20 protein-coding genes and 1 tRNA gene are annotated in these 23792 nt (G+C 48.9%); 8 read left to right on the top strand and 13 right to left on the bottom strand.

Annotated features, from left to right (window positions below):
- Nucleotides 1–4 precede the first annotated feature (4 nt).
- Together EHW58_RS01835 and EHW58_RS01830 are read right to left on the bottom strand one after the other, a co-directional pair.
- Complete coding sequence (locus EHW58_RS01835; protein ID WP_046075664.1) at nt 5–244, bottom strand: YdcH family protein; 240 nt, start codon at nt 242–244, stop codon at nt 5–7.
- Nucleotides 245–347: 103 nt separating this feature from the next.
- On the bottom strand, nt 348–2222 hold the full coding sequence (locus tag EHW58_RS01830; RefSeq protein ID WP_152794592.1) for an alkaline phosphatase D family protein: 1875 nt from the start codon (nt 2220–2222) through the stop codon (nt 348–350).
- A gap of 236 nt (nt 2223–2458) precedes the next feature.
- On the opposite strand from EHW58_RS01830, the gene EHW58_RS01825 reads away from it, so the two are divergent.
- A tRNA-Asn gene (locus tag EHW58_RS01825) sits at nt 2459–2534 on the top strand.
- 324 nt (nt 2535–2858) lie between these two features.
- On the opposite strand, the gene EHW58_RS01820 is transcribed toward EHW58_RS01825, so the two are convergent.
- Nucleotides 2859–4466 carry an ABC transporter substrate-binding protein gene (locus tag EHW58_RS01820; RefSeq protein ID WP_152794299.1) on the bottom strand — a complete coding sequence of 536 codons (1608 nt, stop codon included), beginning with the start codon at nt 4464–4466 and terminating at the stop codon, nt 2859–2861.
- Between the two features lie 321 nt (nt 4467–4787).
- Here EHW58_RS01820 and EHW58_RS01815 point away from each other — a divergent pair, with 321 nt between their 5' ends.
- Entirely contained in the window at nt 4788–5408 is a 621-nt protein-coding gene (locus tag EHW58_RS01815) for a glutathione S-transferase family protein (RefSeq protein WP_152794297.1), read from the top strand.
- Nucleotides 5409–5421: 13 nt separating this feature from the next.
- Here EHW58_RS01815 and EHW58_RS01810 read toward each other — a convergent pair whose 3' ends face one another.
- Complete coding sequence (locus tag EHW58_RS01810; protein ID WP_046075667.1) at nt 5422–6084, bottom strand: glutathione S-transferase; 663 nt, start codon at nt 6082–6084, stop codon at nt 5422–5424.
- 90 nt (nt 6085–6174) lie between these two features.
- A complete protein-coding gene (locus EHW58_RS01805; RefSeq protein ID WP_052708116.1) occupies nt 6175–6705 on the bottom strand; it encodes a hypothetical protein in 531 nt (176 codons plus the stop codon).
- A 191-nt stretch (nt 6706–6896) separates the two neighbouring features.
- Here EHW58_RS01805 and EHW58_RS01800 point away from each other — a divergent pair, with 191 nt between their 5' ends.
- Nucleotides 6897–8453 (top strand): cryptochrome/photolyase family protein, encoded by a 1557-nt coding sequence (locus tag EHW58_RS01800; RefSeq protein ID WP_172969909.1) that lies wholly within the window; start codon nt 6897–6899, stop codon nt 8451–8453.
- A gap of 48 nt (nt 8454–8501) precedes the next feature.
- On the opposite strand, the gene EHW58_RS01795 is transcribed toward EHW58_RS01800, so the two are convergent.
- On the bottom strand, nt 8502–9140 hold the full coding sequence (locus EHW58_RS01795) for an OmpA family protein (protein WP_069360956.1): 639 nt from the start codon (nt 9138–9140) through the stop codon (nt 8502–8504).
- 285 nt (nt 9141–9425) lie between these two features.
- Between EHW58_RS01795 and yiaY the strand changes: the two genes are divergently transcribed.
- Nucleotides 9426–10574 carry an L-threonine dehydrogenase gene (gene yiaY / locus EHW58_RS01790; protein ID WP_152794293.1) on the top strand — a complete coding sequence of 383 codons (1149 nt, stop codon included), beginning with the start codon at nt 9426–9428 and terminating at the stop codon, nt 10572–10574.
- A 96-nt stretch (nt 10575–10670) separates the two neighbouring features.
- Here the strand turns inward: yiaY and EHW58_RS01785 are convergent, their stop codons facing one another.
- The 4 genes from EHW58_RS01785 to EHW58_RS01770 form a co-directional block, all read right to left on the bottom strand.
- Nucleotides 10671–11684 (bottom strand): 2-hydroxyacid dehydrogenase, encoded by a 1014-nt coding sequence (locus EHW58_RS01785; RefSeq protein ID WP_152794291.1) that lies wholly within the window; start codon nt 11682–11684, stop codon nt 10671–10673.
- A 149-nt stretch (nt 11685–11833) separates the two neighbouring features.
- Entirely contained in the window at nt 11834–12925 is a 1092-nt protein-coding gene (locus tag EHW58_RS01780; protein ID WP_152794289.1) for a rhomboid family intramembrane serine protease, read from the bottom strand.
- Nucleotides 12926–12927: 2 nt separating this feature from the next.
- The gene (locus EHW58_RS01775; protein WP_227486429.1) at nt 12928–13560 is read right to left on the bottom strand and encodes a hypothetical protein; all 633 of its coding nucleotides are present in this window, start codon (nt 13558–13560) and stop codon (nt 12928–12930) included.
- A gap of 377 nt (nt 13561–13937) precedes the next feature.
- A complete protein-coding gene (locus EHW58_RS01770) occupies nt 13938–16112 on the bottom strand; it encodes a TonB-dependent receptor domain-containing protein (protein ID WP_152794287.1) in 2175 nt (724 codons plus the stop codon).
- Nucleotides 16113–16262: 150 nt separating this feature from the next.
- Between EHW58_RS01770 and EHW58_RS01765 the strand changes: the two genes are divergently transcribed.
- The 4 genes from EHW58_RS01765 to glpD all read left to right on the top strand — a co-directional run bounded on the left by EHW58_RS01765 (nt 16263) and on the right by glpD (nt 21607).
- Nucleotides 16263–16961 (top strand): riboflavin synthase subunit alpha, encoded by a 699-nt coding sequence (locus tag EHW58_RS01765; protein WP_152794285.1) that lies wholly within the window; start codon nt 16263–16265, stop codon nt 16959–16961.
- A 281-nt stretch (nt 16962–17242) separates the two neighbouring features.
- Nucleotides 17243–18106, top strand: a complete 864-nt coding sequence (locus tag EHW58_RS01760) for an MIP/aquaporin family protein (RefSeq protein ID WP_046075675.1) — start codon at nt 17243–17245, stop codon at nt 18104–18106.
- A 129-nt stretch (nt 18107–18235) separates the two neighbouring features.
- Nucleotides 18236–19759 (top strand): glycerol kinase GlpK, encoded by a 1524-nt coding sequence (gene glpK / locus EHW58_RS01755; protein ID WP_152794283.1) that lies wholly within the window; start codon nt 18236–18238, stop codon nt 19757–19759.
- A gap of 306 nt (nt 19760–20065) precedes the next feature.
- The gene (gene glpD / locus EHW58_RS01750; RefSeq protein WP_152794281.1) at nt 20066–21607 is read left to right on the top strand and encodes a glycerol-3-phosphate dehydrogenase; all 1542 of its coding nucleotides are present in this window, start codon (nt 20066–20068) and stop codon (nt 21605–21607) included.
- An 88-nt stretch (nt 21608–21695) separates the two neighbouring features.
- On the opposite strand, the gene EHW58_RS01745 is transcribed toward glpD, so the two are convergent.
- From EHW58_RS01745 to EHW58_RS01735, 3 genes are all read right to left on the bottom strand, one after another.
- Complete coding sequence (locus EHW58_RS01745; protein WP_046075678.1) at nt 21696–22547, bottom strand: DMT family transporter; 852 nt, start codon at nt 22545–22547, stop codon at nt 21696–21698.
- A 115-nt stretch (nt 22548–22662) separates the two neighbouring features.
- A complete protein-coding gene (locus EHW58_RS01740; RefSeq protein WP_046075679.1) occupies nt 22663–22944 on the bottom strand; it encodes a hypothetical protein in 282 nt (93 codons plus the stop codon).
- An 81-nt stretch (nt 22945–23025) separates the two neighbouring features.
- Entirely contained in the window at nt 23026–23604 is a 579-nt protein-coding gene (locus tag EHW58_RS01735; RefSeq protein WP_046075680.1) for a BON domain-containing protein, read from the bottom strand.
- Nucleotides 23605–23792: the final 188 nt, after the last annotated feature.

Here is a 23792-nt window from a genome sequence, read left to right as displayed (position 1 = left end):
CCTGTTAGTGCGTGCGTAGTTTTTGGTATAGACGGTCTTTGAGGTGCGCGCGCTGTCGTTTCATGGCGGTAAAAACATCGTCGCTGGTAGGGATTTGGTTCATCTCTAAACCACGAATATGATGATCGAGTTGATGGTAGCGTTGTGCATCGAGCTGAAACGCTGGATCATATTGTTTCAGGTGATGGATACGATCGCGGTGCTCTGGGAAATCAAAAACGAGTGCGTGGTTTTCTCCTTGCATAAAGCCTCCTATTATCGGCCTACCTTTAATAAGGTTAGGCCTGCTTACCGCGATTATCCAAACTTCATCGATGATAATCACGGTGATGTAGCAGGCGAGCTGTCTATGTGTTTGTCTTTTCCGGAAAAGAGACGCGTTGACCATCGGTCTTCAGAAGGCTAATGGTGCGTGGAGAGCCATCTTCATTCAGGGTGACCAATCCCACGGCGCTGGCATTGACGAGACGCTTCGGGCCTGGCGTATCAGGGTCGCGCCGGTCAATGCGCATACGCTTACGTTTCGTGAGCCAATTCAGTGGAGACAGTGGGCTGAATAAAACGCGATCGCACCACTCGCAAAAGCTGAGCAGTGGCTCGGGGAAGCGGTTTTTGAAACCACTGGCAGTTATTTGCCACAATCGCGGACTATGGGCGCGAAATCGGATTCGGATATCATAAGCAAACGAGTAATGCACATCCCCAGATAAAATCACATAATTGGTGGGTGTCCGTTGATGGCGAAAAATACTGAGTAGCGTATTGGCACTCCCTGGGTGTGCCATCCAGTTTTCCGCATCGACAACAGTTGGCGCGCCCAGCCAGGTCGCGACTCGTTGCAATACTTCAATAAACTTAATACCGAACATGGGGGCGGCAGAGACGATCACCGCGCTATCATGCCTTAACAGATCATGTTGAAAATCCATCAGCGCTTCCCAGTCCATCAGGCCCGACGGTTTATTCATTCGTGACTCGGATCGCCAGCGACGAGTGCGTGTATCTAACACAACGAGATGTGGCGTCGTTGGCACCGTGTAATGCCAGTGTTCAAAGCGTAGACATTGCTCCACCATGGCTTGATGCGTCTCTGTTTGTGTGTCCAGATCGCAAACACTCATGGGCTGATAGGCGCTTTGGCGGGCGGTAGTGATAAAGTCTTGGCTAAAGTTATCGGGCGCATTGCCCCAACCTTGGCACAACCAGTAAGCCATCAGACCATTGCCGATAATACGACGAGAAAAGGGATTGAGATACGCGGCGTGCTCCCAACCGACGGTGATATTCCAATCATCCGTGATGTCATGGTCATCAAAGATCATATAGGTTGATAGGTGTGCGAATAGTCGCTGCACGCCGATTAAACCGGAACGAAACACATTGAGTGCGAGTGTTTCTTGTTGATAGCGCTCGCGTTGACTGTCGGTCAGCTGACTGGGGGGATGAAGATGAGGTCCGTCTGTTAGCGCCCAAGAAACGGGCGCCCAAACCAGCAAATACATGGCGACGTGTTCTGCAAAGCTTATCAAGTGATTGGAGACGGTTTTGGATGTAAAAATAGGCAGTGGTTGACCAAACAGTCTCTCTAAACGGCCGCCCTTTTCCGCGCGCTGGCTAGGGAGGAGCTTGCCGCGTTGAACATAGCTGTCAGGGTGTGTATCCAAGGCACGGCAGTCGACAATGGGCGCGGCCTCGAAAAACTCATTTTTAAGACCTAATACGGCAATTAACCGGCGAATACGCTGCAGCATCGGCGTGGCGACGTCATCTGCGTAGATTTGATCCCCACTCATAATCAACATATTAGGCCAGTGTGTCATGGGGGTCGTGGCCAAGTGTTGGTCGAGAGTGACGAGGGCATCATCGCAGTGGTGGTGTGGGTGTCGGCATGAGCCATGCGCGATGTGGGTGGCTTTTGAGGGAATACAAAAAGAGGGAGCTTGCTCGTTGTCATACAAGATCTCCGGTTGGATGTCTGCCATTCCACTGTGGTTGATCTGTATGTCGTATGACAATGGGCTATCGACGGGAAACCCATGGGCTGACCGGAGATGATGAAGCACGACCCACGCGCGCTCGCCAATACGAAACCAATGCCCGGCTGACAATGGCATGGATGCTAATATCTGGTGGTGCTGATAAACGGACACGGTACCATCATCGGGCTTTTGTGTTAGCACTGACCATAAGGTCACTTCATGCTGTGTGGTACGTCTTAGCATGGGGCCGGCAATAAACAGTGGGAGTGCGTCTTTATCCAATGTCTCTGGGTCCTCGAAGTCAGCTACTGGGTTGTATATTTGCACTTTTACCTACGTCAGTGCAAAGACGATAGTTTAATCGTCTGATTTGTTGCCTTTTTAGCCATTCGAGCCGAGTGTGTGGGGATTTATTGAAAAAAGGGTTGCACCGAGATAATGGATTGCCTATCATCTCGCTCGTTGTCGCAAAAGACGATTCCCCCATAGTTCAGTTGGTAGAACGGCGGACTGTTAATCCGTATGTCACTGGTTCGAGTCCAGTTGGGGGAGCCAAATTGAAAAGAAGCGCTAGCCGAAAGGCTGGCGCTTTTTTGTTCGAATTCCCAAAGTGTTCTCGCGAATTTGAATAACCTTGGAATCTAGTCTGTCGTGCGGAGAGTCGTTTCAATCAAGGCTCTCAAATTTTTTTAACTGTTCCGCTGCGCGGAATATGTCACTGGGCTGGGCGCCCCCGTTGAGTCCAGTTGGGGGAGCCAAATTAAAAAGAAGCGCTAGCCGAAAGGCTGGCGCTTTTTTTGTTTGTGCGTATGAATAAAAACGCCACGCGTCAGAGCGTGGCGTTGGCCTCATTGATAGGTTGCCTTTATTCAGAGGCGATCAATTTTTGGTGATATACAGGTTACGTGTATACCTTAGCTTGTTGGGGTTATCGGTGTTATACCCGCCCACTTTCGGACTCTTAATCACGCTACGGGTATAGAAATACAATGGGATCGCTGGCATGTCTCGGGCGAAAATACGCTCTGCCTCTTGGTAGTACGCTTTTCGTTTCTCGGGCTCCGCGACCGTTAGAGCCTGATCAAGTGCCTTGTCATAATCTTCATTGCCCCAACTGGTTTTGTTCATACCATCACTACTGAAATAGCTCAGGAACGTGGACGCTTCGTTGTAATCACCTATCCAACCGTCGCGGGCGACATCAAAGTCTTTTTGTAAGACTTTTTGTAAGAAGGTTTTCCACTCTTGATTGGCCAAATTGACATTGACAGGAAGATGACGCTTCCACATAGACGTCACGGCTAACGCCAGTTTTTTGTGTGACTCCATGGTGTTATAGACCAGCTCAAATTCCAGTGGGTTATCTTGGGTATAGCCGGCTTCTGCCAGCAAGGCTTTGGCTTTTTGATAGCGCTCATCTTGGCTCATTTCCGCCCACTCGAGCTTAGGTGGCTCAAAATGGTTGATGGCTGGCGGTGTGGCGCTATATGCCGGAAGCTGGCCCTGACCGAGGATAATGTCGGTAATGATGTTTCTATCAATCGCATACGACAACGCCTTACGGACTCGCACATCGTCAAAGGGCGCTTTCTCTGTGTTAAACAAATAATAGTAAGTCGCCAGAGACGGCATAGTGATCAGTTCATTAGGGCGTTCCTTTTTAATCTGATCAAAGGCCTCGAGTGGAAAACTCGAAGTGATATCAATTTCACCTGTTCGGTAGCGGTTATATTCAGCGTTGACATCACTGGAAGCGACATACGAGGTTTTATCAATCACTGTTTCGTCGTTATTCCAGTAAAGTGGGTTGCGCGCCAAATCAATCCGTTCGTTGATGACCCAGTTGGTGAGATTGTAAGCGCCTGAGTTGACCATGTTATCTGGGCGGGTCCAGCTATCACCAAAAGCTTCCAATGCATGCTGTGGCACCGGATAGGTGGACGAGTGGGTGAGCATATTCGGGAAGTAGGGCGTGCGGCGCTCAAGGGTAAATTCTATCGTGTGATCGTCGATGGCTTTGACGCCAAGCTGCTCAGCGGATTTTTCACCGTCGGTGATCGCTTTGGCATTTTGGATATTGGCAGTCCCTAGGTACCAGGCATAAGGCGCGCCAGTGACTGGGTCAACCACACGCTGTAGCGTATACACTACATCGTCTGCGGTGATGGGCTCACCGTCAGACCATTTTGCTTTGCGAAGGTGGAATGTATAGGTGAGCCCGTCTTCGCTTACCTCCCAGTCTTTGGCCAGGCCAGGTACGACGTCGCCATTTGGATTGCGTACCATCAATCCTTCAAACAAATCCGAGATGATTTTATTGCTGGCGGTATCACTGGACTTGGTGGGGTCCAACGTGGGTACTTCCCCCGCGACACCCCAGATAAGCGTTTGGTTTTCGGCAAGGGTGACGTCATCAGGGACTTGCGCGGCAAACGCCGAGCTGCTCAATGCGAGTGCTAGCGCACTGGCTAATACCGTTGTTTTCATAATCCTTCCTTGGTTGAGTGTTTTGTTAATAAGTCATAACAATCAATAGATTAACGCTGATACCCGGGTAGGCCAATACGTGATGAAAGAAATGTGACATAGCTGGATAAGCCCACCGTAATTTGGCGTATCCGTTTCAGAAGGAAACATCACAAAAAGCTTATAACGAGGTGCAACCTGTTGCTTTTGTGATGCATTATTGGTCAAGTCTTGAGGTTTTTGGCTGATCTACCCGATTACTTGCTATGGAAAAAGGATTGTGCGAGCCTCGAAGGTGCAGCCGAGCAAGGAACTGCTTTATCGCGTGACAAGGAGAGCAAAATGAAAGTTTATGGGCATCCGCTATCGATTAATGTTCAGAAAGTGATGTGGCTAATCGATGAGTTAGATTTAAGTATCGCGCTAGAAGAAGTGGATATTCACCACAATCGGCACGATGCACAAGCGGTCGCACAGCGGTGTCCGATGCGCCAGGTGCCCGTGCTCGAAGATGGTCCCAATAGTGTTTGGGAGTCACACACTATATTGCGTTATCTCGTCGCGTGTTACGGCAATAAAATGTGGTATCCCGATTGTGCCTTTCAACGTTCCTGTTATGAGCGCTGGATGGACTGGTGTTTGTCTTCTTTCCAGCCAGTTATCAAAGCCGCTTTGTTTGCCTCTACCCCTGACGGTTCCGATGAGGGGCAAGCGAAGCAACGGGCGATGGAACAATGCCGCTATGAGTTAGAGAGAGTCAATGATGCACTCGACGACCAGCAGTATCTCACCTCAGATCGCATGACGTTGGCAGATATTGCCGTGGGAAGTTTAATCCATTGCCTTAGCCAGCAAAGCGACTGGGTGCTACCACCCAATGTTTCCCGTTGGCATCAACAATTGAGTGACCGACCCGGTTATCAACGCTGGGTGATGCAGGCAGCATCAACGCTGCCCACATAAGCGTTGGGTGGTTTTATAACGCTTGTAGAGGGCCGACAACACACAAGGCATTTTGATACCCAGGCTGTTGCTCAACGTGTTCAAGGTAGCGAAGAATATTGGCGTGCTTTTGAGCATCCAATTGCTTGCGCGCCGCTAGTAACGGAAAGCTCATCTGAATGTCGGCCGCTGTTAGCGTATCTCCACACAGCCAGGTGTGTTTGGCGAGATGTGAATCAATCATCGCAAAATGATCGCGAAGCTGAGGGGCGAGAAACTGTTCAGTGACGCCTTTCATCAGCTTTTTTGCCACGGGACGAATAAAGAATGGCATCGGTGATTCTGGGATCTTGCTAAAGATCAAAGACATCACCAACGGCGGCATCAGGGAGCCTTCCGCATAATGCATCCAATAGCGGTACAGGCCCTTTTCTTTATCCGTGTTGGGGGTTAGCGTGCCATCGCCGTACTTGTCGATAAGATATTCAATGATCGCCCCTGACTCGGCAATCACCACATCGCCGTCTTCGATGATGGGTGCTTTCCCTAAACTGTGTATCTTCTTCAGTTCGCGAGGCGCAAGTTTGGTTTTTGGATCACGTTGGTGACGTACCAGCTGATACGGAATCGCCAGCGACTCTAATAACCAGACAATCCGCTGCGATCGCGATTGCTCTAGATGATGTAAGATAATCATAGTGGACCGTTTTTTTGACTGTAATTTAAAAACTAGGCTCGGGATTAACGTACGGATTGACAACTAATTCGATCAACGCCGAGCGCGAGATCATTGATTTAAAGAAGGAAGCACTTGGCCTTCAATACGAAGATCGGGGCTGACTGACTGGATATTGGTACCGCGGATATAGAGATTTCCGCCTACGTAGATATCGTCAGGAATGCGCTCAATGGGTGAATTTGTCAGGTATAGATTTCCTTCCACAAACAAACGGCGCGGTAATTGCGTAAGCGGTGTGTTGACGAGGCTTAAATCACCCCGAACGACTAAATTAGGAGGAAGGCGGTTAATGGCGGTATTGGTGAGGTTGATATATCCCCCCACTTTCATTCTTGGGAGTTGTCTAATCGCTGTATTGGCGGCATTAAAGTAACCACCAACATCAAGCCCACGCGGGAGACGTACGATATCACTGGCCTCGATATCCAAGTAACCTTTGGTCTTAAAACCTGCCGGTAAAGCGGTAATCGGGGCAAAGCGAAGTTTCACATTGCCATAATTGTCGATATAGCCATGAAAGCGAAGATCTTGAACAAATTGGCTTGCCGGTTCATTCATGGCACGCGCTGGCTCAGCCACTATCATTGCTATTGGGAGTAAAAAAAGCCCGACAAAGAATGCTCTCATCGCCTCGCCGCCGCATGGGTGATCAATACTGGCTCTAATGTAGAGGGTTTTCCCTAAGATTCAAGCACCCGCCAGGGTTAATCATCGAAAATGTGGTTTGCTGCGTATCGCTTAACGCTTATTTGATAAATACCGAGGTGCCAGTGACCAATAGCCAGTACTCAACGTTGCGTCTTGTGTTAGGTGATCAACTCAACGCCAGCCACTCATGGTACAAAAAGACCGATGAAAATGTGCTGTATCTTGTTGCCGAGCTCAAGCAAGAAGCAACCTATGTCAAACATCATATCCAAAAGGTGTGCGCTTTCTTCGCTGCCATGGAAGCGTTTTCCCATGCCCTGAGTCAAGCGGGGCATCATGTTTGCTACCTAACCTTGGATGACACGCAAAATTACGAAAACTTACCGGCGTTAGTGGCTGATCTGTGCGAGCACTATCAGATCAAAACGTTTGAATATCAACGCCCGGACGAATACCGGCTAGACGAGCAATTAAAAGAGATGGCTTTACCCCAGCCTGTCACAGTGACATGCGTGGATACCGAGCACTTTTTACTGCCGTTCGATCAAATATCCAAGCAGTTCACTGCCAATAAACATCGCAAAATGGAGTATTTCTATCGCGATATGCGACGGCAGTTTGGCATTTTGATGGAGGGAGAATCTCCAGAGGGAGGGCGGTGGAACTTCGATCAAGACAATCGTAATAAACTCAAGAAAAGTGATTTAGCGGCTATTCCAACCCCCTTAATATTTAGCAATGATGTACGCGATATTTTGGCGCGTATTGAACGGCATCACGTGGCGACGATCGGAGAGCCTGCGCCAGACTTGCTCTGGCCTGTGACCCGTTCACAGGCTAAAACGTTGTTGGATCATTTTTGTCGTCACTGTCTGCCCCTGTTTGGTCAATTCCAAGACGCTATGACAGGGCAAAGCGAACACCAATGGAGCCTCTATCACAGCCGTCTATCCTTTGCGTTAAATGCCAAGCTATTGCATCCAATGCAGGTGATTGAAACGGCGATTAGCCACTTTCGAGCGGAGGAGGCGATTAACCTTGCTCAAATTGAAGGGTTTGTGCGTCAAATTCTAGGCTGGCGAGAGTATATACGCGGGGTATATTGGACAAACATGCCTGCCTACGCTAACAAGAACGCATTATCCGCGCAGCGGCCGCTTCCTCGTTTTTTTTGGACGGGCGATACCAAAATGCGTTGTGTCTCACAGGCGGTCACGCAATCCTTGCAGACCGCATACGCGCATCATATCCAACGCTTAATGGTGACGGGCAACTTTTGCCTATTGGCGGGCGTCGCGCCGGATGAGGTAGATGATTGGTATTTGTCGATTTATATCGACGCGATTGAGTGGGTTGAGATGCCTAACACCCGAGGGATGACCCAGTTTGCCGATAACGGGCTTGTGGCGACTAAGCCTTATGCCGCCAGTGGGGCCTATATTCATCGCATGAGTGATTATTGCGGTGATTGTCATTATTCGGTGAAGGACAAAACCGGCGAGAAAGCGTGCCCGCTCAACGCACTTTATTGGCATTTTATGCATCGGCATCGCGAGCGATTTGCGCATAACCCGCGTACAGCAATGCCTTATAGAAATTGGGACAAAATGGCGCCGACCCAGCGTGATGGCATCTTACGTCACGCAGAAGCGTTGCTCGATAACTTAGATGCTTTGTAGTCTGTTTATTCGGCGCGCTCACGTACGATGAACGCGCCGGACTCATGATCACTGGGTATTAGGAACGACTTGGATCTCGACGCGACGGTTCAAGGCGCGGTTAGAGGCGCTGTTGTTGGCGACGAGAGGACGCGTTTCACCAAAACCAGAGGTATAAAGGCGCGCATTGTCGATAGACTGGCTGGCAAGATAGCGTTTAACGCTCATCGCACGTCGTTCAGACAAGCCTTGGTTATACGACGCCGCGCCAGTGTTATCCGTATGCCCCTCGATGCTTAAAAAGGTTTTATCGTATTTACGCATGACGTTAGCAACGGCGTTCAGGGTCGGATAAAAGTCAGCGGCAATAGCGTCTTGGTCAAGCCCAAAGGTGATGTTTGACGGCATAATCAGGCGAATATTATCCCCTTCTCGAACGACCTGGATGCCAGAGCCAGCCAATTCCTCACGAAAAGCCTGCTCTTGTTTATCCATGTAGTTGCCGACCGCTGCGCCCCCAATGGCACCAATCGCGGCGCCAATAAATGCGCGCTTGTCTTTGTGGTTGGATGTTGACTTACCCGCGATAGCCCCAGTAATGGCACCAATGGCTGCGCCTTTTTGGGCGTTGGACATTGATTCACACCCGGTGAGCGCCAAAGATGCCGTCAATACTGCCACAGCGGTTAGTGTGTATTTTTTTCCCATGGTTTTCTCTCTGTTTACGCGTTAGCTTCCATAACCTATCGCACGTTAGACAGTGTTCTTCAAGAAAGTGTCAAAAAAATGAATGGTTGCTGCCGTTTTAAACGATATGGTGCGCGCCGATGACATAACTCTCAATTTTGCCTTTTTATCTCTGCATCCTGCCAAGCGAATTGCGCTGGATCAAAATGTGACGAACAAACCACGTGTTACAAAAAGGCTTCAAAGCAAAAAGGGAGCACCGTTTTCGTGCTAGCCCGATTATCCCTACAAAAGGAGCCAACGATTATGTCGAGCACTTTCTTTATCCCAGCCGTTAACCTGATGGGGGCCGGTTGCCTTGCAGAAGCGGCAGACGCGATTCAATCACATGGATTCAAAAAAGCGCTGATCGTGACAGATAAGGTGCTGAACGAAATTGGCGTGGTAAAACAAATTGCAGGCCTGCTTGATAGCCGACAGGTCGACAGTGTGGTCTATGATGGCACGCAGCCAAACCCGACCACCGAAAACGTGGCGCAAGGGCTGGCACTGTTACAAGAGAACCAGTGTGATTGCGTGATTTCACTCGGCGGTGGCTCCCCACACGATTGTGCAAAAGGGATTGCCTTGGTGGCCAGCAATGGCGGGCAAATTGGTGATTATGAGGGGGTTGATCAATCAGCTAAACCTCAGTTGCCGTTAATCGCAATCAATACCACGGCGGGAACCGCATCGGAAATGACGCGTTTTTGCATTATTACTGATGAGGCACGCCACATTAAAATGGCGATTGTCGATAAGCACACCACGCCTATTATTTCTGTCAACGACCCTGAGTTAATGTTGGCTAAGCCTGCGTCATTAACCGCGGCCACAGGTATGGATGCGCTCACTCACGCGATTGAAGCCTATGTGTCTACCGCGGCGACGCCGATTACGGATGCAGTGGCATTAAAGGCGATGACGTTAATTCAACAGCATCTGCGTACTGCTGTCGCTGATGGACAAAACATCGAAGCGCGCGAGCAAATGGCGTATGCCCAGTTCATGGCGGGCATGGCATTTAATAATGCGTCTTTGGGCTATGTCCACGCCATGGCGCACCAGCTTGGTGGCTTTTATGACTTGCCGCACGGCGTGTGCAATGCCGTATTGCTGCCTCATGTTCAGCGCTATAACGCGCAGGTTTGTGCTGAGCGTTTGCGTGATGTCGCCACTGCAATGGGCGTGGATACAGAGAATATGATGGCTGATGAGGGAGCGAAAGCCGCCATCCAAGCGATTCAGTCGCTTTCAACGGACGTAGGCATTCCTGCAGGCTTGAACGAATTAGGTGCCAAGCAAGAAGATATTGATGTGCTGACTGAAAATGCGTTGAAAGATGCGTGTGGTTTCACTAACCCGAAACAAGCAACACACGACGAAATCGCCAAGATTTTCATGGAAGCCATGTAACGTATCAAAGCGTATCGCCCCATTATAAAGCAGGCCTGATGATTCAGGCCTGCTTTCTTAGTTAGAGGTCAAGATTAATCAATGGTCCAGTCTCGATTAATCACTACGATCTTCCACTTCGGCAATCTGGTTTTGGCAGGCTTGCCCGCTCAAAACGGTTTGAATATTGGTTAACGTCGTCTCGGCGATATTGTGCAGTGCTTCTTTGGTCAAGAACGCTTGGTGGCCAGTGATCAGGACATTATGGCACGCTGAAAGGCGACGGAACACATCATCGACAATCACATCATTCGACTTATCTTGGAAAAATAATTCACGCTCATTATCGTAAACATCGAGTCCCAATGACCCGATCCGTCCTTGTTTGAGCGACTCAATCGCGGCAACCGAGTCGAGTAGCTCGCCCCGACTGGTATTAATCACCATCACGCCATCTTTCATTTGCGCAAAGGCGTCGGCGCTAAGCAAGTGGTAGTTATCCTGAGACATCGGGCAGTGCAGGGAAATAATGTCGCTTTGGGCATACAGTGTTTCTTTCGAGACATATTCAGCACCAAGCGCCATTGCTTCGGGGTTTTCATAGGGGTCGTGGCAGAGAATACGCATGCCTAGCCCATTAAGAATGCGCATGGTAGCAATACCGATTTTGCCCGTGCCGATGATCCCAGCTGTCTTACCATGGAAATTAAACCCAACTAAACCCTCCAGCTCAAAGTTAGCGTCTCGGGTGCGCTGGTATGCTTTATGGAAGCGGCGGTTGAGGCACATCATCATGCCAACCGTGTGTTCGGCGACCGATTCAGGCGAGTAAGCGGGGACTCGTACCACGGTGATGCCCAGCGATTTGGCGGCATCTAAATCGACGCGATCGTATCCCGCGCAGCGCAATGCAACTAAATAAACCCCTGAATCTGCGAGGATTTCTAAAACGGGCCGAGAAAGATCGTCGTTCACGAAAGCACAAATGGCTTGTGCGCCTTGCGCCATCTTGGCGGTTTTTTCAGTGAGTAAGAAATCATGGAACTCAAACGTATAATCAAACGCAGCATTCACATGGGAGAAGGCGGCCTTGTCATAAGATTTGGCGCTAAATACGGCAATGGTCGTCATTAACTAGCCTCCGAAGCTGTCGAGGAGGAAATGTGATATGTATCAATAACGTGATTTCCATCAAAAATAAACCCCCAAATAGCATGGAAATGGGGGCTAGAGAGAGACGCATCGCTGCCTTGACCGGCGCGATGCGTAGAGCGGGTCTTTTAGGTACGTTTGATTTGAGCAAAGTCGCTATTTATCAATCGCACCAGAGGGTTTGCTTCCCATATTTTTTCTTTAGTGGCTAGGCCAATGCCCAAGCCAATTAAAAAACCACCAATATGCGCTGCGTAGTCGACACCCATTGCACCGGAAAGTGCTCCCAAGAGGTTAAAACCAAGCCAAATAGCAAAGAACCAAGCGGCGGCGAGCTTGCGCTGATAAAAAAAGAACATGAATGTTAGGCTAGCATTGCGGAACCATACAAGGTAAATACCAAAGAGCCCCGCAATAGCCCCACTCGCCCCCAGTGCTGGGATAGCACTGCCTATATGAGCCACCATGCTGATCAGTGACGCGCCTAAACCGCAGAGCAAGTAAAGAATGAGATACTTTTTATGGCCGAGCACATCTTCTATATTATCTCCGACAACAAAAAGAAAGTACATATTGCCAGCGAGATGTATAGGACCACCGTGCAAAAATGTCGCAGTCAGTAACGTATATAGCTTTTCTCCATGGCTCACTTCGTTTGCAATCATTGCAAAGTTATCGAGGACATAATGCATACTGCTGTCATTCGCTGCATAGGTCAGAAAAATGAGAATGTTAATTGCGATTAATGACCAGTTTACCCATGGCTTGCTTTGAGGTTTGATGTTGTACTCAACAGGCATGGCCGTGAGCATTTGAAACAAATATGTTTTCCAACTAATTTTTTTGTTGAGATGATCGAGCGTCTCTTTTAGAACGGGACTTTTCTCTACTGCTTCTAGCTCTTCCTTGTCTATCCAGCTACCGTTACATTGTCGACATACATCAATCTCAACATGAAAGTTTTCCAGCAAGTGGTGGCGTGTCATATGCTCATTACATTCTGGGCAATCAAGTTCCGTATCAGCGATCCAATCGCCAAAACGCTCGCTGAAACATTCACCTATTGGCCCATCATTAACTTCTTCAATTAGACGATTGACTTCCATGTTCTCAAACCAGAGACCTCCGCATCCACGACATACGTCAATCGTTTCACCCTGATACTCGGTCGCAAGTAACTCTTGGTTTTGACATTTTGGGCAACTATTACGCTTGGTCATAATTACGTTTCCTTAAGTGAACCGATTTCTACACCTTTCTCACTGAGTTCCTTTTTCAATTGCTCAGCACTGCGTTTTAAATCGGGTAATGTTTGTTCGCGAAGCTTTTTAACCAGCTTTTTGAGCTGCTTACCTGCATAGTTGGCACCCAAGGCTCGCCGTTCGGCTCTATCCATTAAATTATCGGAGTGTGAATAAAATCGGCGAGCCTGAGTGATTAACGAACTGGGTGTTTCTAACGTTGTTGGGTTGTATTTCATCGTTTCCCAAACATAACGATCAAGAGGGGGGCGAAAATCTTTGATTTCTTGTAATGGACGACTACGAATTAGAAATTCATCGGCATAGGCCTCAATCGCATCAGCATTGTCGGTAAGCTCAGCATGAAGGGATTGGCGTAAATAATAGTTGTCCTCCATTTTACTGTATGCATCAAATGTTAATGCTTGCTCCAAGCCACTTTGGGCAGCCAAGTAGACGCCCACTATTGTTGATATGATCATAAATAGTTGGCTAAGCCAGAAACCTGTGTTTTTTAACTCTTGATTATCTAGTTTTTTTACTAACGGTGTTTTTTCCATTTGGGAACTTGACGTGCTTTCTTGCGACTGATCCGATGATCGTTCGTTAGCCATATTCATTGTCCTTCGGGTGGTGAGGCAGTAAAAGGTGGAAAATTAACCGCGCTATGATATGGATGTTGATATCGAATTTATAGGTATAATTAGACAGAATTTGAGGCTGAGTCGAAAAATATGGCTAATAGAGTAATTACTCTTCCTTTATATACAGTACTCATTGGGTATGAACGGAGCGCGTGAAGTCAGAACGTGGGTTAACCCGTGAGCAGAAATCCAAGTTTTATGGGCAAGCTCACAGCAGGACAACCGTTTTGTCTGTCAATAGCCTAAATGATGAGTGATTGATCCGGTTGGAAAATGTTGGCTCGCATCGATGTAATGAGAAAGCCGAACGTGTGTCCGGCTTTGCGAGTTGGGCTTCTCCCGATTGGTTAAAAACGCATCGTGGCATTAATGCGGATATCTCGGCCAGCGGCTGGCACACCGGCAGACAGATAAGGCGTGTAATACTGATCGGTAAGATTGACGATGGTTGCGTGAAGCACGAAATCATCGCTGGGTTTCCATTCTCCATACAGGTTTTGGAAGAAGTAAGCGTCGCTCTCCACATTTGCCGTATACAAAAAGGAGTTCTCTGGAAGACGGTCTTGCTCATCCCAGTATTGTCCTTGCCACCCGATTTGGACGGTATCCGTCAATTGGTGTCCAATCCCTAACTTGGCATTGAGTGGTGGGTTTTCATACCAGTATTCATCGTCGCCAGTGCTATCGCGCAACGAACCTTTGTGTTTACCTCGCACCATAGAGACAGACGCATCGGCAGACCACTTGCCGAGACGATATTGCAGTTGTGCGTCGAAACCATAGGTATAGCGCCCGTCCAAGTTGGTGTAATAGCCCTCTTTTTGCTTGGTTGCATTGACACCTCGGCGCTGGGCAACATCATGAATAATATCATTCCAGAATAATGTGACTTCGGAGGCGAGATGATCGCCTGCAGTTAACACATTTTGACGTTTATCAGACAAGCCCAACAGATACGCATTGATACGAGTGACGGAAAGGTCGCGACTTGAAGATGCCCGTTTTGAGGCCTTGGCATATTGCACCGTATATAACTCGTCAATGGTTGGCGCTTTCATTCCATAGGCATAAGCCGCTTTAAGCTGTGTTGATGCACTGACATCATAAGTCAATGCAACACGGGGCTCCCAGCCTTGGTGGCTGATAGCGCTGTAATCATGGCCGACTGATGGATCGTTGTAATCAGGCGCTGGGTTTGGCACACCTTGTGAACGAATATGGTTATAGCGCAGCGAGGCGGTGAATTCGAGATCTGGGGTAATAAAGTACTTATCTTGTACAAACACACTGGTGGTTTGTTGCGCGCCCGATGGTTCAAAGTTGGGTGTGTAGTAGCCGTTGTTTTTCGATGGCTTTTTACGATACGTATGGTTGTAGACGTGTGAGTCTCGGTCTTGATCTTGATACTGGGCCCCGATCATGACTTCGTGATCACCGAGGTAACTGGTATTGGTGATCTCGGCGAACCAACGCTCATAGGACAACCAAACTTGGTGGCCGTATTGGCCTGATGTGATGTAAGACTGATAGGTACTATCTGGGCGCTCCCAATAGCGATGGTTTTGTGAATGCGCGATCACGACACGGGTGTCGATATTGTCGTTAAACGGTTGATAGTGATAATTCAACGTACTGGTATATTCGCGATAGTGATTATCTACTGAGGTGGCGAATAATGCGGCTTCGTAGCTACCATATTTATTGATTTTGTAATCACTAATTGAAGGCATGGTGCCGCGACGATTCGCCCACGGCTTTCTCCCTTGGTCGTCATAGCGGGTGTGGCTGAGCATCATATTGTGCGCGTTTGACTGGTAGCGAATCTTACCCAGCAAACTGTGTTGACGGTAGCCAGAAAACGTAAAGACATCACCGTTGCCCAGTTCGATATCATCGGCATCACGTCGAGAGCCGTGCAACAGCACTGACCAACCAGCGTCAGAAGCACCATAAGTGGTCACACTGCGCTTCCATTGTTGGTTCACACTGTTGAAGCCGGCTTGAGCCATCGCGCCAATCGACGAATCAGGGTCAAGAAAGTCAGCCGCTTCTTTGGTTTCCATGATAAAGCTGCCACCAAAAGCCCCCACACTGGCACGCACATTATGATCGCCTCTTACTACGCGCACGGATCGTAGTAACTGAGGATCGATGAAAAAGCTACCATAGCGATACTGTTGAAAGCCGACGGGGGCACCATCGATCCGAACAGACAGTGCCGAGGGATGCGAAAAGCCCCACACATTGATACGTTCACTGCCTGGACGTGCGCCAGCGTCGAGTGAGACGCCAGGCATCTTCATTACCAATTCTCCGATATTATGCGCCTGTTCACGTTGGATATCGTCTAGCTCTAACGTCGACTTTCCGGGTGAGGTGAGGGTGATAGGGTGGTTTAATTGCTCACCTTGTATCTCGATAGTTTCAATGCGGCTAGAAGAGGAGTTTGTGGTCGCACTGGCGGTTTGGGCACTAACGGCAAAGGCTGCCAAAATGGAAAAACGTAGAGAGCGATATGGCATATTGATACTACTTCACTGACGTATAAAAGCGCGCACTATACGCCAGCTCTGGGTAACTATCAATGCTAATGAGATTTATTATCAGTTATGCATTGGTCATTTTTGTTGCCAAGCAGTATGATACTGGGAAATGCTCAATAGGATATGCACATGTTTACCGGAATTATTCAAGCGGTGGCACATATTGAAGTTTGCCGCGATCATCAAGGTATTCGAACATTCGATATTCGTTTCCCGGATGGTTTTTGTGAGGGGTTAGCGGTGGGAGCCAGCGTTGCTATCGATGGTGTGTGCTTGACAGTGACTACGCAGCTTGAGCAGACGCTGGTTCGCTTCGATGTGATGGTACAAAGTCTCGCGATTACGACGCTAAACAGCATCAAAGCTGGGGATACGGTGAATGCTGAACGTGCCGCGAAAGATGGCGCTGAAATTGGCGGACATCCGTTATCGGGACACGTCGATTGCCGTGCGACCTTATCCGATGTGCTGGTACAAGAAGAAAATTATCGTTTGCGCTTTTCGGTACAGCCTGAATGGATGCGCTATGTTTTTTCCAAAGGCTATATTGCCATCAATGGTGCGAGTTTGACCATCGCAGAGGTGAACAAAGACCAAGGCTGGTTTGATGTTTGGCTTATTCCTGAAACACGTCGAATGACAACGTTCGAGCGAAAGGCAGAAGGGGATCAAGTGAATATCGAAATCGAGCGCCAGACGCAAGTCATGGTCGACACGGTGCGCGAGACGCTCAATGAGCAATTGGGTCCTTTACTTCCCGTACTCGAATCGCTTGCGAAAGAGCAGGGGATTGATCTAGATACCATCGGTATCGCTAAGCAACCATAAATTAACAAATAGCAAACATTCTCTCCAGCCGGCTAATACCGCAACAGGCGGGGCGAGCGACGCCCCGCCTGCCTTCCAAGCTGCCCAAGCTCCACTTGCTCACTTTGTGCGCGAACTTGCTCAAATGATGATGTGGTTAACAAAAATGTCAGTATTGAGACATAAAATTATGCTCGAACGCTCATTTTTGTTGTGAGTTTGTTTTCGAGATGCTGTGATTATGCAAAATGATAGTGTGGTTTTGAACGTGTAACCCTACTAACAGTGACAAGGATAATCATATGAAAAAGGCATCGTCGACTCTATTAGGAGAGTGCGTGTCCGAGTTTATCGGCACGGGCTTACTCATTTTTTTTGGTGTGGGCTGCGTGGCCGCTTTAGTGCTCACCGGCGCTGACTTTGGTCAGTGGGAAATCAGTATTGTATGGGGCTTTGGTGTCGCCATCGCCATTTACTGTACCGCAGGGGTGTCCGGCGCGCACATTAACCCCGCGGTCACCATTGCACTCGCCGCGTTCCACGGCTTTGATAAGAGTAAAGTTGTTCCATACATCATTTCACAAATGCTTGGCGCGTTTGCCTCGGCTGCGCTCGTCTATAGCCTTTATAGTAACCTTTTTGTCGAGTTTGAGCTGGCAAACAACATGCTGCGCAGTAGCCCTGAGGCCTTGTCGACGGCGGGGATCTTCTCGACCTATGCGCATCCTGCCTTGTCGTTTACGGGCGCCATGGCGGTAGAGTTTGTGATCACTGCGGTACTGATGTTCGGTATTCTCGCACTGGGTGATGAAAACAATGGTGCGGCTCGTGGTCCAATGAATCCGCTGCTAATTGGTATTCTTATTGCCGTCATTGGTGGCTCTTTGGGTCCATTGACCGGGTTTGCGATGAATCCAGCGCGTGACTTTGGTCCGAAGCTGTTTGCTTACCTCGCTGGATGGGACTATGCCCTGACGGGCGCGCGTGATATCCCGTACTTCATTGTCCCTATTGTTGCCCCTATTTTGGGTGCCTGCTTTGGCGGTTGGCTGTATCCGAAAGCGATTGCCCCATATCTCCCCCAAGCAGGACATGGCTGTACGATCCCTAACCAATGTGACGACGATGAGCTGGCTGAAACGGAGACGCGAGAAGTCAACGCCTAACCTAGCACTGTGTCCAATGGCGCTCAGCATGAAATAAAGCAATGCGCGACATTGAGCAATGTGCAATAACACATGGCGCGAAATGTCGCGATACAGACTAAAATAAGAGAGATAGAAGGAAACCCTATTATGTCAGCGAACAAGTATATTGTTGCTCTCGACCAAGGCACCACCAGCTCACGTGCAGTGGTTATGGATCACGATGCCAATATCGTCGGTGTATCTCAGCGCGAATTTACGCAAATTTATCCGCAAGCAGGTTGGGTTGAGCACGATCCAATGGAAATTTATGCCACCCAAAGCTCAACGCTGGTGGAAGTGCTGGGCAAAACCGGCATTCGTAGCGATGAGATTGCTGGGATCGGGATTACTAACCAACGTGAAACCACGGTTGTGTGGAACAAAGAAACCGGTAAACCGGTTTACAATGCCATCGTGTGGCAATGCCGCCGTACTGCTGACATCTGTCATGACTTGCGCGAGCGTGGATTGGCGTCTTATGTGCGTGATAATACTGGGTTAGTCCTTGACCCTTACTTCTCTGGCACCAAGGTGAAATGGATCTTGGACAATGTAGAAGGTGCGCGCGAAGACGCAGAAGCCGGTAAACTGCTATTCGGTACTGTGGATACCTGGTTGGTATGGAAGATGACTCAAGGGCGTGTGCATGTGACTGATTATACTAACGCATCGCGCACCATGCTGTTCAATATCAATGATATGTGCTGGGATCAAAAAATGCTCGATGAGCTTGGGATCCCTGCTTCAATGCTCCCTGAAGTGCGCCGCTCTTCCGAAGTCTATGGACAAACGAACATCGGTGGTAAAGGCGGTACGCGTATTCCTATCGCGGGGATTGCGGGTGACCAACAAGCAGCCCTATTCGGACAAATGTGTGTTGAAGCCGGCCAAGCAAAAAACACCTATGGAACGGGCTGCTTTTTGCTGATGAACACCGGGCAAGAGAAGGTGACATCGAGCCATGGCTTGTTGACTACCATTGGTTGTGGCCCGCAGGGCGAACCATCCTATGCACTTGAGGGCGCAGTCTTTATGGGGGGTGCCTCGATTCAATGGCTCCGTGACGAGCTAAAAGTGTTGGAAGACGCCCATGACTCTGAATATTTTGCCACTAAAGTTGATACATCGAATGGCGTGTATGTTGTCCCGGCATTTACCGGTTTAGGGGCACCCTATTGGGATGCCTACGCTCGCGGTACCATTGTGGGGCTGACCCGTGGTGTGAACTCTAACCATATCATTCGCGCAACCCTAGAAAGCATTGCCTATCAAACGCGTGATGTATTGGATGCCATGCAGGCGGATTCAGGTATTAAGCTTGAAGCGTTACGTGTTGATGGCGGCGCCGTTGCCAATAACTTCTTGATGCAGTTCCAAGCCGATGTGCTCGACACCGACGTGCATCGTCCGGAAGTGACAGAAGTCACCGCGTTAGGCGCGGCGTACCTTGCGGGTATGGCGGTCGGTTTCTGGGATGGCCTGGATGAGCTAAAAGATAAAGCCAAACTGGACCGAAGCTTTGAACCGCATCGAGACGAAGAAAAACGCAATCGCCGCTATCGTGGTTGGAAGCGAGCAGTAAAATGCGCACAAGCGTGGGCTGAGCTGCATAATGAAGAAGAAGATGTGTAAGCCTGATATCACTCTTTTATAATGAAAGGCGCGTTTTCGCGCCTTTTTTCATATTGCCCTGTCGCCGGCCGATTGATCGTGTTCTTCTCTTTTACTGCGTTTTTTCTCCCCCTATAAAGGCATAGGACTACTCGCCAGACGGGTTTTTAGTTCACATGAACGCCTTTTTCTTAACACTTCTTCTACACTTGTCACAGTCAATAATAATTTTTCGAACATATATAGTGACCGAAAACGAAAGTTGATATACAGTTACACCCATCAGTTAATGTTCGTTCGCTCACATTTGAACAAGGTCGGCTAAAAATGACTACGCATAATTCTCATCAAGACGCACTTTTCGACATCCTCGTGGTTGGGGGCGGGATTAATGGTGCCGGTATCGCTGCTGATGCGGCGGGTCGTGGACTCAATGTGGGTCTGTACGATGCCAAAGATTTCGCATCGGCCACTTCTTCCGCGAGCTCGAAGCTTATTCATGGTGGATTGCGCTATCTCGAGCATTATGAGTTCCGTTTGGTCTCGGAAGCACTGGCCGAACGTGAGGTACTGATCAACAAGGCGCCCCATATTGCGTTTCCGATGCGTTTCCGTTTGCCGCATCGCTCGTATCTGCGCCCAGCCTGGATGATCCGTTGTGGATTATTTTTATATGACCACCTTGGTAAGCGCTCAACATTACCGAGCAGCCACAAGGTTGATTTGCGTAAAACTGGCTACATGAACAAAGACATGAAAGTCGGGTTTGAGTACTCAGATGCTTGGGTGGATGATGCGCGCTTAACCTTACTCAATGCGCAATATACGCGTGAAAAAGGGGGAGAGGTGCGCAATTACTGCCAAGTGGTCGCGGCAGAGCGTGAAAACACGATTTGGCGAGTGACGCTAGAGGACGCACATACCGGTGAGCGCTTTGAGCGCAAAGCCAAGGCATTGGTGAACGCGACTGGCCCTTGGGTGAAGCAATTCTACGATGACAGTCTCCACGAAAAATCGCCGCGTGGGATCAAAATGATCAAAGGCTCTCATATTGTTGTGCCACGTATTCATCAAGACCCACAAGCGTATATTCTGCAGAATAATGATGGCCGTATCGTCTTCGTGATCCCATATCTCGACAAGTTCTCATTGATTGGTACCACGGATGTGGAGCATAAAGCCGATCCCCGAGAAGCAAAAATTGACGAGGCTGAGATTGATTACTTAGTTGATGTCGTCAATCAGCACTTTACTCACCAAATTCAGCCACAGGATGTCGTTTGGAGCTACAGTGGCGTGCGACCATTGTGTGATGATGAATCGGACTCGCCACAGGCGATGACACGCGACTACACCATAGAGTTGGAGCAACAAGGCAATCAAGCGCCGTTGGTTTCCATCTTTGGCGGTAAGCTCACGACTTATCGTAAACTGGCGGAGTCTGCGATGCGCAAACTCGAGCCATTCTTTGACAAGATGGGTCAGCCTTGGACGGCTAACGGTGCGCTTCCCGGTGGTGATTTCAGCTGCACACGGGATGAGCTCGCCCTGTCGATTAAACAACGTTATCCGTGGTTAAGCCATAGTACGGCGCAGCGATTTGTCGATACCTACGGTACCCGCACACATCAACTGATGAGAGGTTGTCACAGTGAAGCGGATATGGGTCATCGGTTTGCTGATGGGGTTTACCAGGTGGAAATTAACTATCTGGTGCAATATGAGTTTGTTCAGCATGCGGAAGATGCCTTATGGCGTCGCACCAAATTAGGTTTGTATCTGACTGAAGAACAGGCTGATGCGATTAGCCAATACATCGAGCAGCAGCGCGTTAAAGTACACGCACTGCCATTAAGCGAGGCAAGCTAGCACTCGGCAAAGTGAGCCTGTGTCGCTAACACAATGGGATGACAAAAAAGAGCGCCGATGGTCGGCGCTCTTTTCGATCGACTGTTTTTTAACGCCTTTTGGCCGATAACGTGCTGCCGAGTGATGCGCTGATCACCATGCCAATCGCGAGCCATTGACGCAAGGCCAGTTGTTCATCGAGCACGAGTAGCCCAGCCATGGCGGCAACAGCAGGCTCTAAACTCATCATCACACTGAAGGTTTGTTTGGGCATGTTGCGTAACGCTATCATCTCCAGAGAATAAGGAATAGCACTGGAGACAAGGGCGACAGCGATCCCCAAGGGTATCAATTGCCATTGAAAAATCGCACCATCAGTCGCAATATAGCCCGCTGGTACGAGATAAAGGGCAGCAACGCTCATCCCCAGAGCAACCGTCCCGCCGCCTGGCGCTAAATTTCCAGCCTTTTGTCCAAATAGAATATAGCCAGCCCAGCAGCCGCCCGCCGCTAATGCGTAAGCCACCCCTTTTGGATCCAAGGCATCCACGCCTGACAAATCGGGTAGGAGGGTAATAACACCGCCAACGGCGAGCACGATCCAAAGACTGTCTCTGGCGCGACGAATAGAGATTAAAGCCACCAATAAAGGACCGGTAAACTCAAGTGCGACGGCAATCCCTAACGGAATAGTCTCGATAGACAAATAAAGCAGCATCATCATGCCACCAAGACAGCCACCATATACCGTTATCGCTCTCCAATGTCGCGCGCGTGGCCACTGACGCCAAGGGCGAAAGACGAGCCACAAAATGAGGGCAGAAAAGCCGACACGCAGGGCAGTGGTCCCAATAGGGCCCACCAGAGGGAAAAGCTGCTTGGCAAAGGATGCGCCAAATTGAATGGCGCACATGGCACCAAAAACACTCAATATCGCAACAAAAAGCGCACGAGCCTGCATAATCCCTCCTTTTCAGTAAAATAGAGCTATTACCTTAACATAGAGGCAAAAAAAAGCCGCTCCGATGAGAGCGGCAAAGATTTTGGAGCGAATTGTCTCAATCCTATCGTATTCGCTAGAATTTTTGTTTAGCTGAGTCGTAGGCATCTTTGAGAGACGTCAGTGCCTGTTCGGCGCCTTGTTTAATGTCGTCCCAAGCATCGTCACTGGCATGCTGCAGCTCATTAATGCGTGTTTTCGCTTGCTCTTTTCTTGCGCGCAAATGCTCAATTGACTCTCGGTACTCTGCTTTTGCATTTGCCGAAGCAACATTCGCTTTTTCTTCGAGTTTATCAATTTCTTGATTCCAGTCTTGCAAGCGATTATGTAACTTATCTATCATCTCTTGGCGTTGCATAATACCTCCTGTTAAAAGGGCCTAAGTCTACGTACAGGCGATTAATCAGTGGCGAAACGCAGTGGCGAAACGCCTTATTATTTAGGCATTGCCTTCGACGTCGAGTTCATCAATGACTCGTTCAACGTCCTGCGCGTTCTCTGCCATTAATACGGCAAGATCGCGCGCGGCATCACTTTTCACTTCGCCTGATAGGGTTGCGACGCCATCGTTAACGGATACATCAATATTGGTTCCACTAATATCGGGATTCAGCAACAAGCTTGTTTTAAGCGCCGCGCTGACTTTGGTGTCAACGACGGCTTGGCCTAGGTCGGCTGACTGGCTCGCAGGTTGCGACACAGTGAGCTCGTTTTTTATCTCACTCACGCCATCAATCTGACGAACTAAGCCACTGGCCAAGCTTTTATCAAGCTCGGTATCGACTTTCCCGGTTAGAATGACTACGCCTTGCTCAACATCTGTGTTGATATCAAAGTTATTGAGGTTAGTGTTCACCATCAGCATGGACTCGGCTTTGCCATCAATCCAAGCGTCTTTGGCTTCATCTTGCCAGTCATTGGCGCTGCTCGCCGCAGAGACAGAAGAAGCGCCAAGCGCAAGCGCTAACCCTAATGATACAAATAAAGGATGAAATCGACCTTGCGGAGTCGTCTTCATTAAATCCTCCTTTTTCAATGAGTGTGAGCAACGTTGTGGCGCTGCTAAGCTCCCAAAAGCGAAATCTATGCCAATTCTTAAAAAATCTAAATATCAACAGCTTATCTAGTGGTTGATGATTTGATGGTTTTTCCTTTTAGGTAACTTTTTCCTAAGTGTTGGCAATTATTACTTAATAACTGGGGGTG

Origin of the sequence: Salinivibrio sp. VYel1 (assembly GCF_009377945.1) — a bacterium.
GTDB classification, from domain to species: domain Bacteria; phylum Pseudomonadota; class Gammaproteobacteria; order Enterobacterales; family Vibrionaceae; genus Salinivibrio; species Salinivibrio siamensis.
Note: the sequence above shows the minus strand (reverse complement) of the source record. Positions and strands in the feature narration are given on the sequence as shown.

Bases quoted from the DNA above. Each gene is read 5' to 3' on its own strand.
- EHW58_RS01835 (WP_046075664.1), bottom strand. From the start codon at position 244: ATGCAAGGAGAAAACCACGCACTCGTTTTTGATTTCCCAGAGCACCGC.
- EHW58_RS01830 (WP_152794592.1), bottom strand. From the start codon at position 2,222: ATGCTAAGACGTACCACACAGCATGAAGTGACCTTATGGTCAGTGCTA.
- EHW58_RS01820 (WP_152794299.1), bottom strand. From the start codon at position 4,466: ATGAAAACAACGGTATTAGCCAGTGCGCTAGCACTCGCATTGAGCAGC.
- EHW58_RS01815 (WP_152794297.1), top strand. From the start codon at position 4,788: ATGAAAGTTTATGGGCATCCGCTATCGATTAATGTTCAGAAAGTGATG.
- EHW58_RS01810 (WP_046075667.1), bottom strand. From the start codon at position 6,084: ATGATTATCTTACATCATCTAGAGCAATCGCGATCGCAGCGGATTGTC.
- EHW58_RS01795 (WP_069360956.1), bottom strand. From the start codon at position 9,140: ATGGGAAAAAAATACACACTAACCGCTGTGGCAGTATTGACGGCATCT.
- yiaY (WP_152794293.1), top strand. From the start codon at position 9,426: ATGTCGAGCACTTTCTTTATCCCAGCCGTTAACCTGATGGGGGCCGGT.
- EHW58_RS01785 (WP_152794291.1), bottom strand. From the start codon at position 11,684: ATGACGACCATTGCCGTATTTAGCGCCAAATCTTATGACAAGGCCGCC.
- EHW58_RS01780 (WP_152794289.1), bottom strand. From the start codon at position 12,925: ATGACCAAGCGTAATAGTTGCCCAAAATGTCAAAACCAAGAGTTACTT.
- EHW58_RS01775 (WP_227486429.1), bottom strand. From the start codon at position 13,560: ATGGCTAACGAACGATCATCGGATCAGTCGCAAGAAAGCACGTCAAGT.
- EHW58_RS01770 (WP_152794287.1), bottom strand. From the start codon at position 16,112: ATGCCATATCGCTCTCTACGTTTTTCCATTTTGGCAGCCTTTGCCGTT.
- EHW58_RS01765 (WP_152794285.1), top strand. From the start codon at position 16,263: ATGTTTACCGGAATTATTCAAGCGGTGGCACATATTGAAGTTTGCCGC.
- EHW58_RS01760 (WP_046075675.1), top strand. From the start codon at position 17,243: ATGAAAAAGGCATCGTCGACTCTATTAGGAGAGTGCGTGTCCGAGTTT.
- glpK (WP_152794283.1), top strand. From the start codon at position 18,236: ATGTCAGCGAACAAGTATATTGTTGCTCTCGACCAAGGCACCACCAGC.
- glpD (WP_152794281.1), top strand. From the start codon at position 20,066: ATGACTACGCATAATTCTCATCAAGACGCACTTTTCGACATCCTCGTG.
- EHW58_RS01745 (WP_046075678.1), bottom strand. From the start codon at position 22,547: ATGCAGGCTCGTGCGCTTTTTGTTGCGATATTGAGTGTTTTTGGTGCC.
- EHW58_RS01740 (WP_046075679.1), bottom strand. From the start codon at position 22,944: ATGCAACGCCAAGAGATGATAGATAAGTTACATAATCGCTTGCAAGAC.
- EHW58_RS01735 (WP_046075680.1), bottom strand. From the start codon at position 23,604: ATGAAGACGACTCCGCAAGGTCGATTTCATCCTTTATTTGTATCATTA.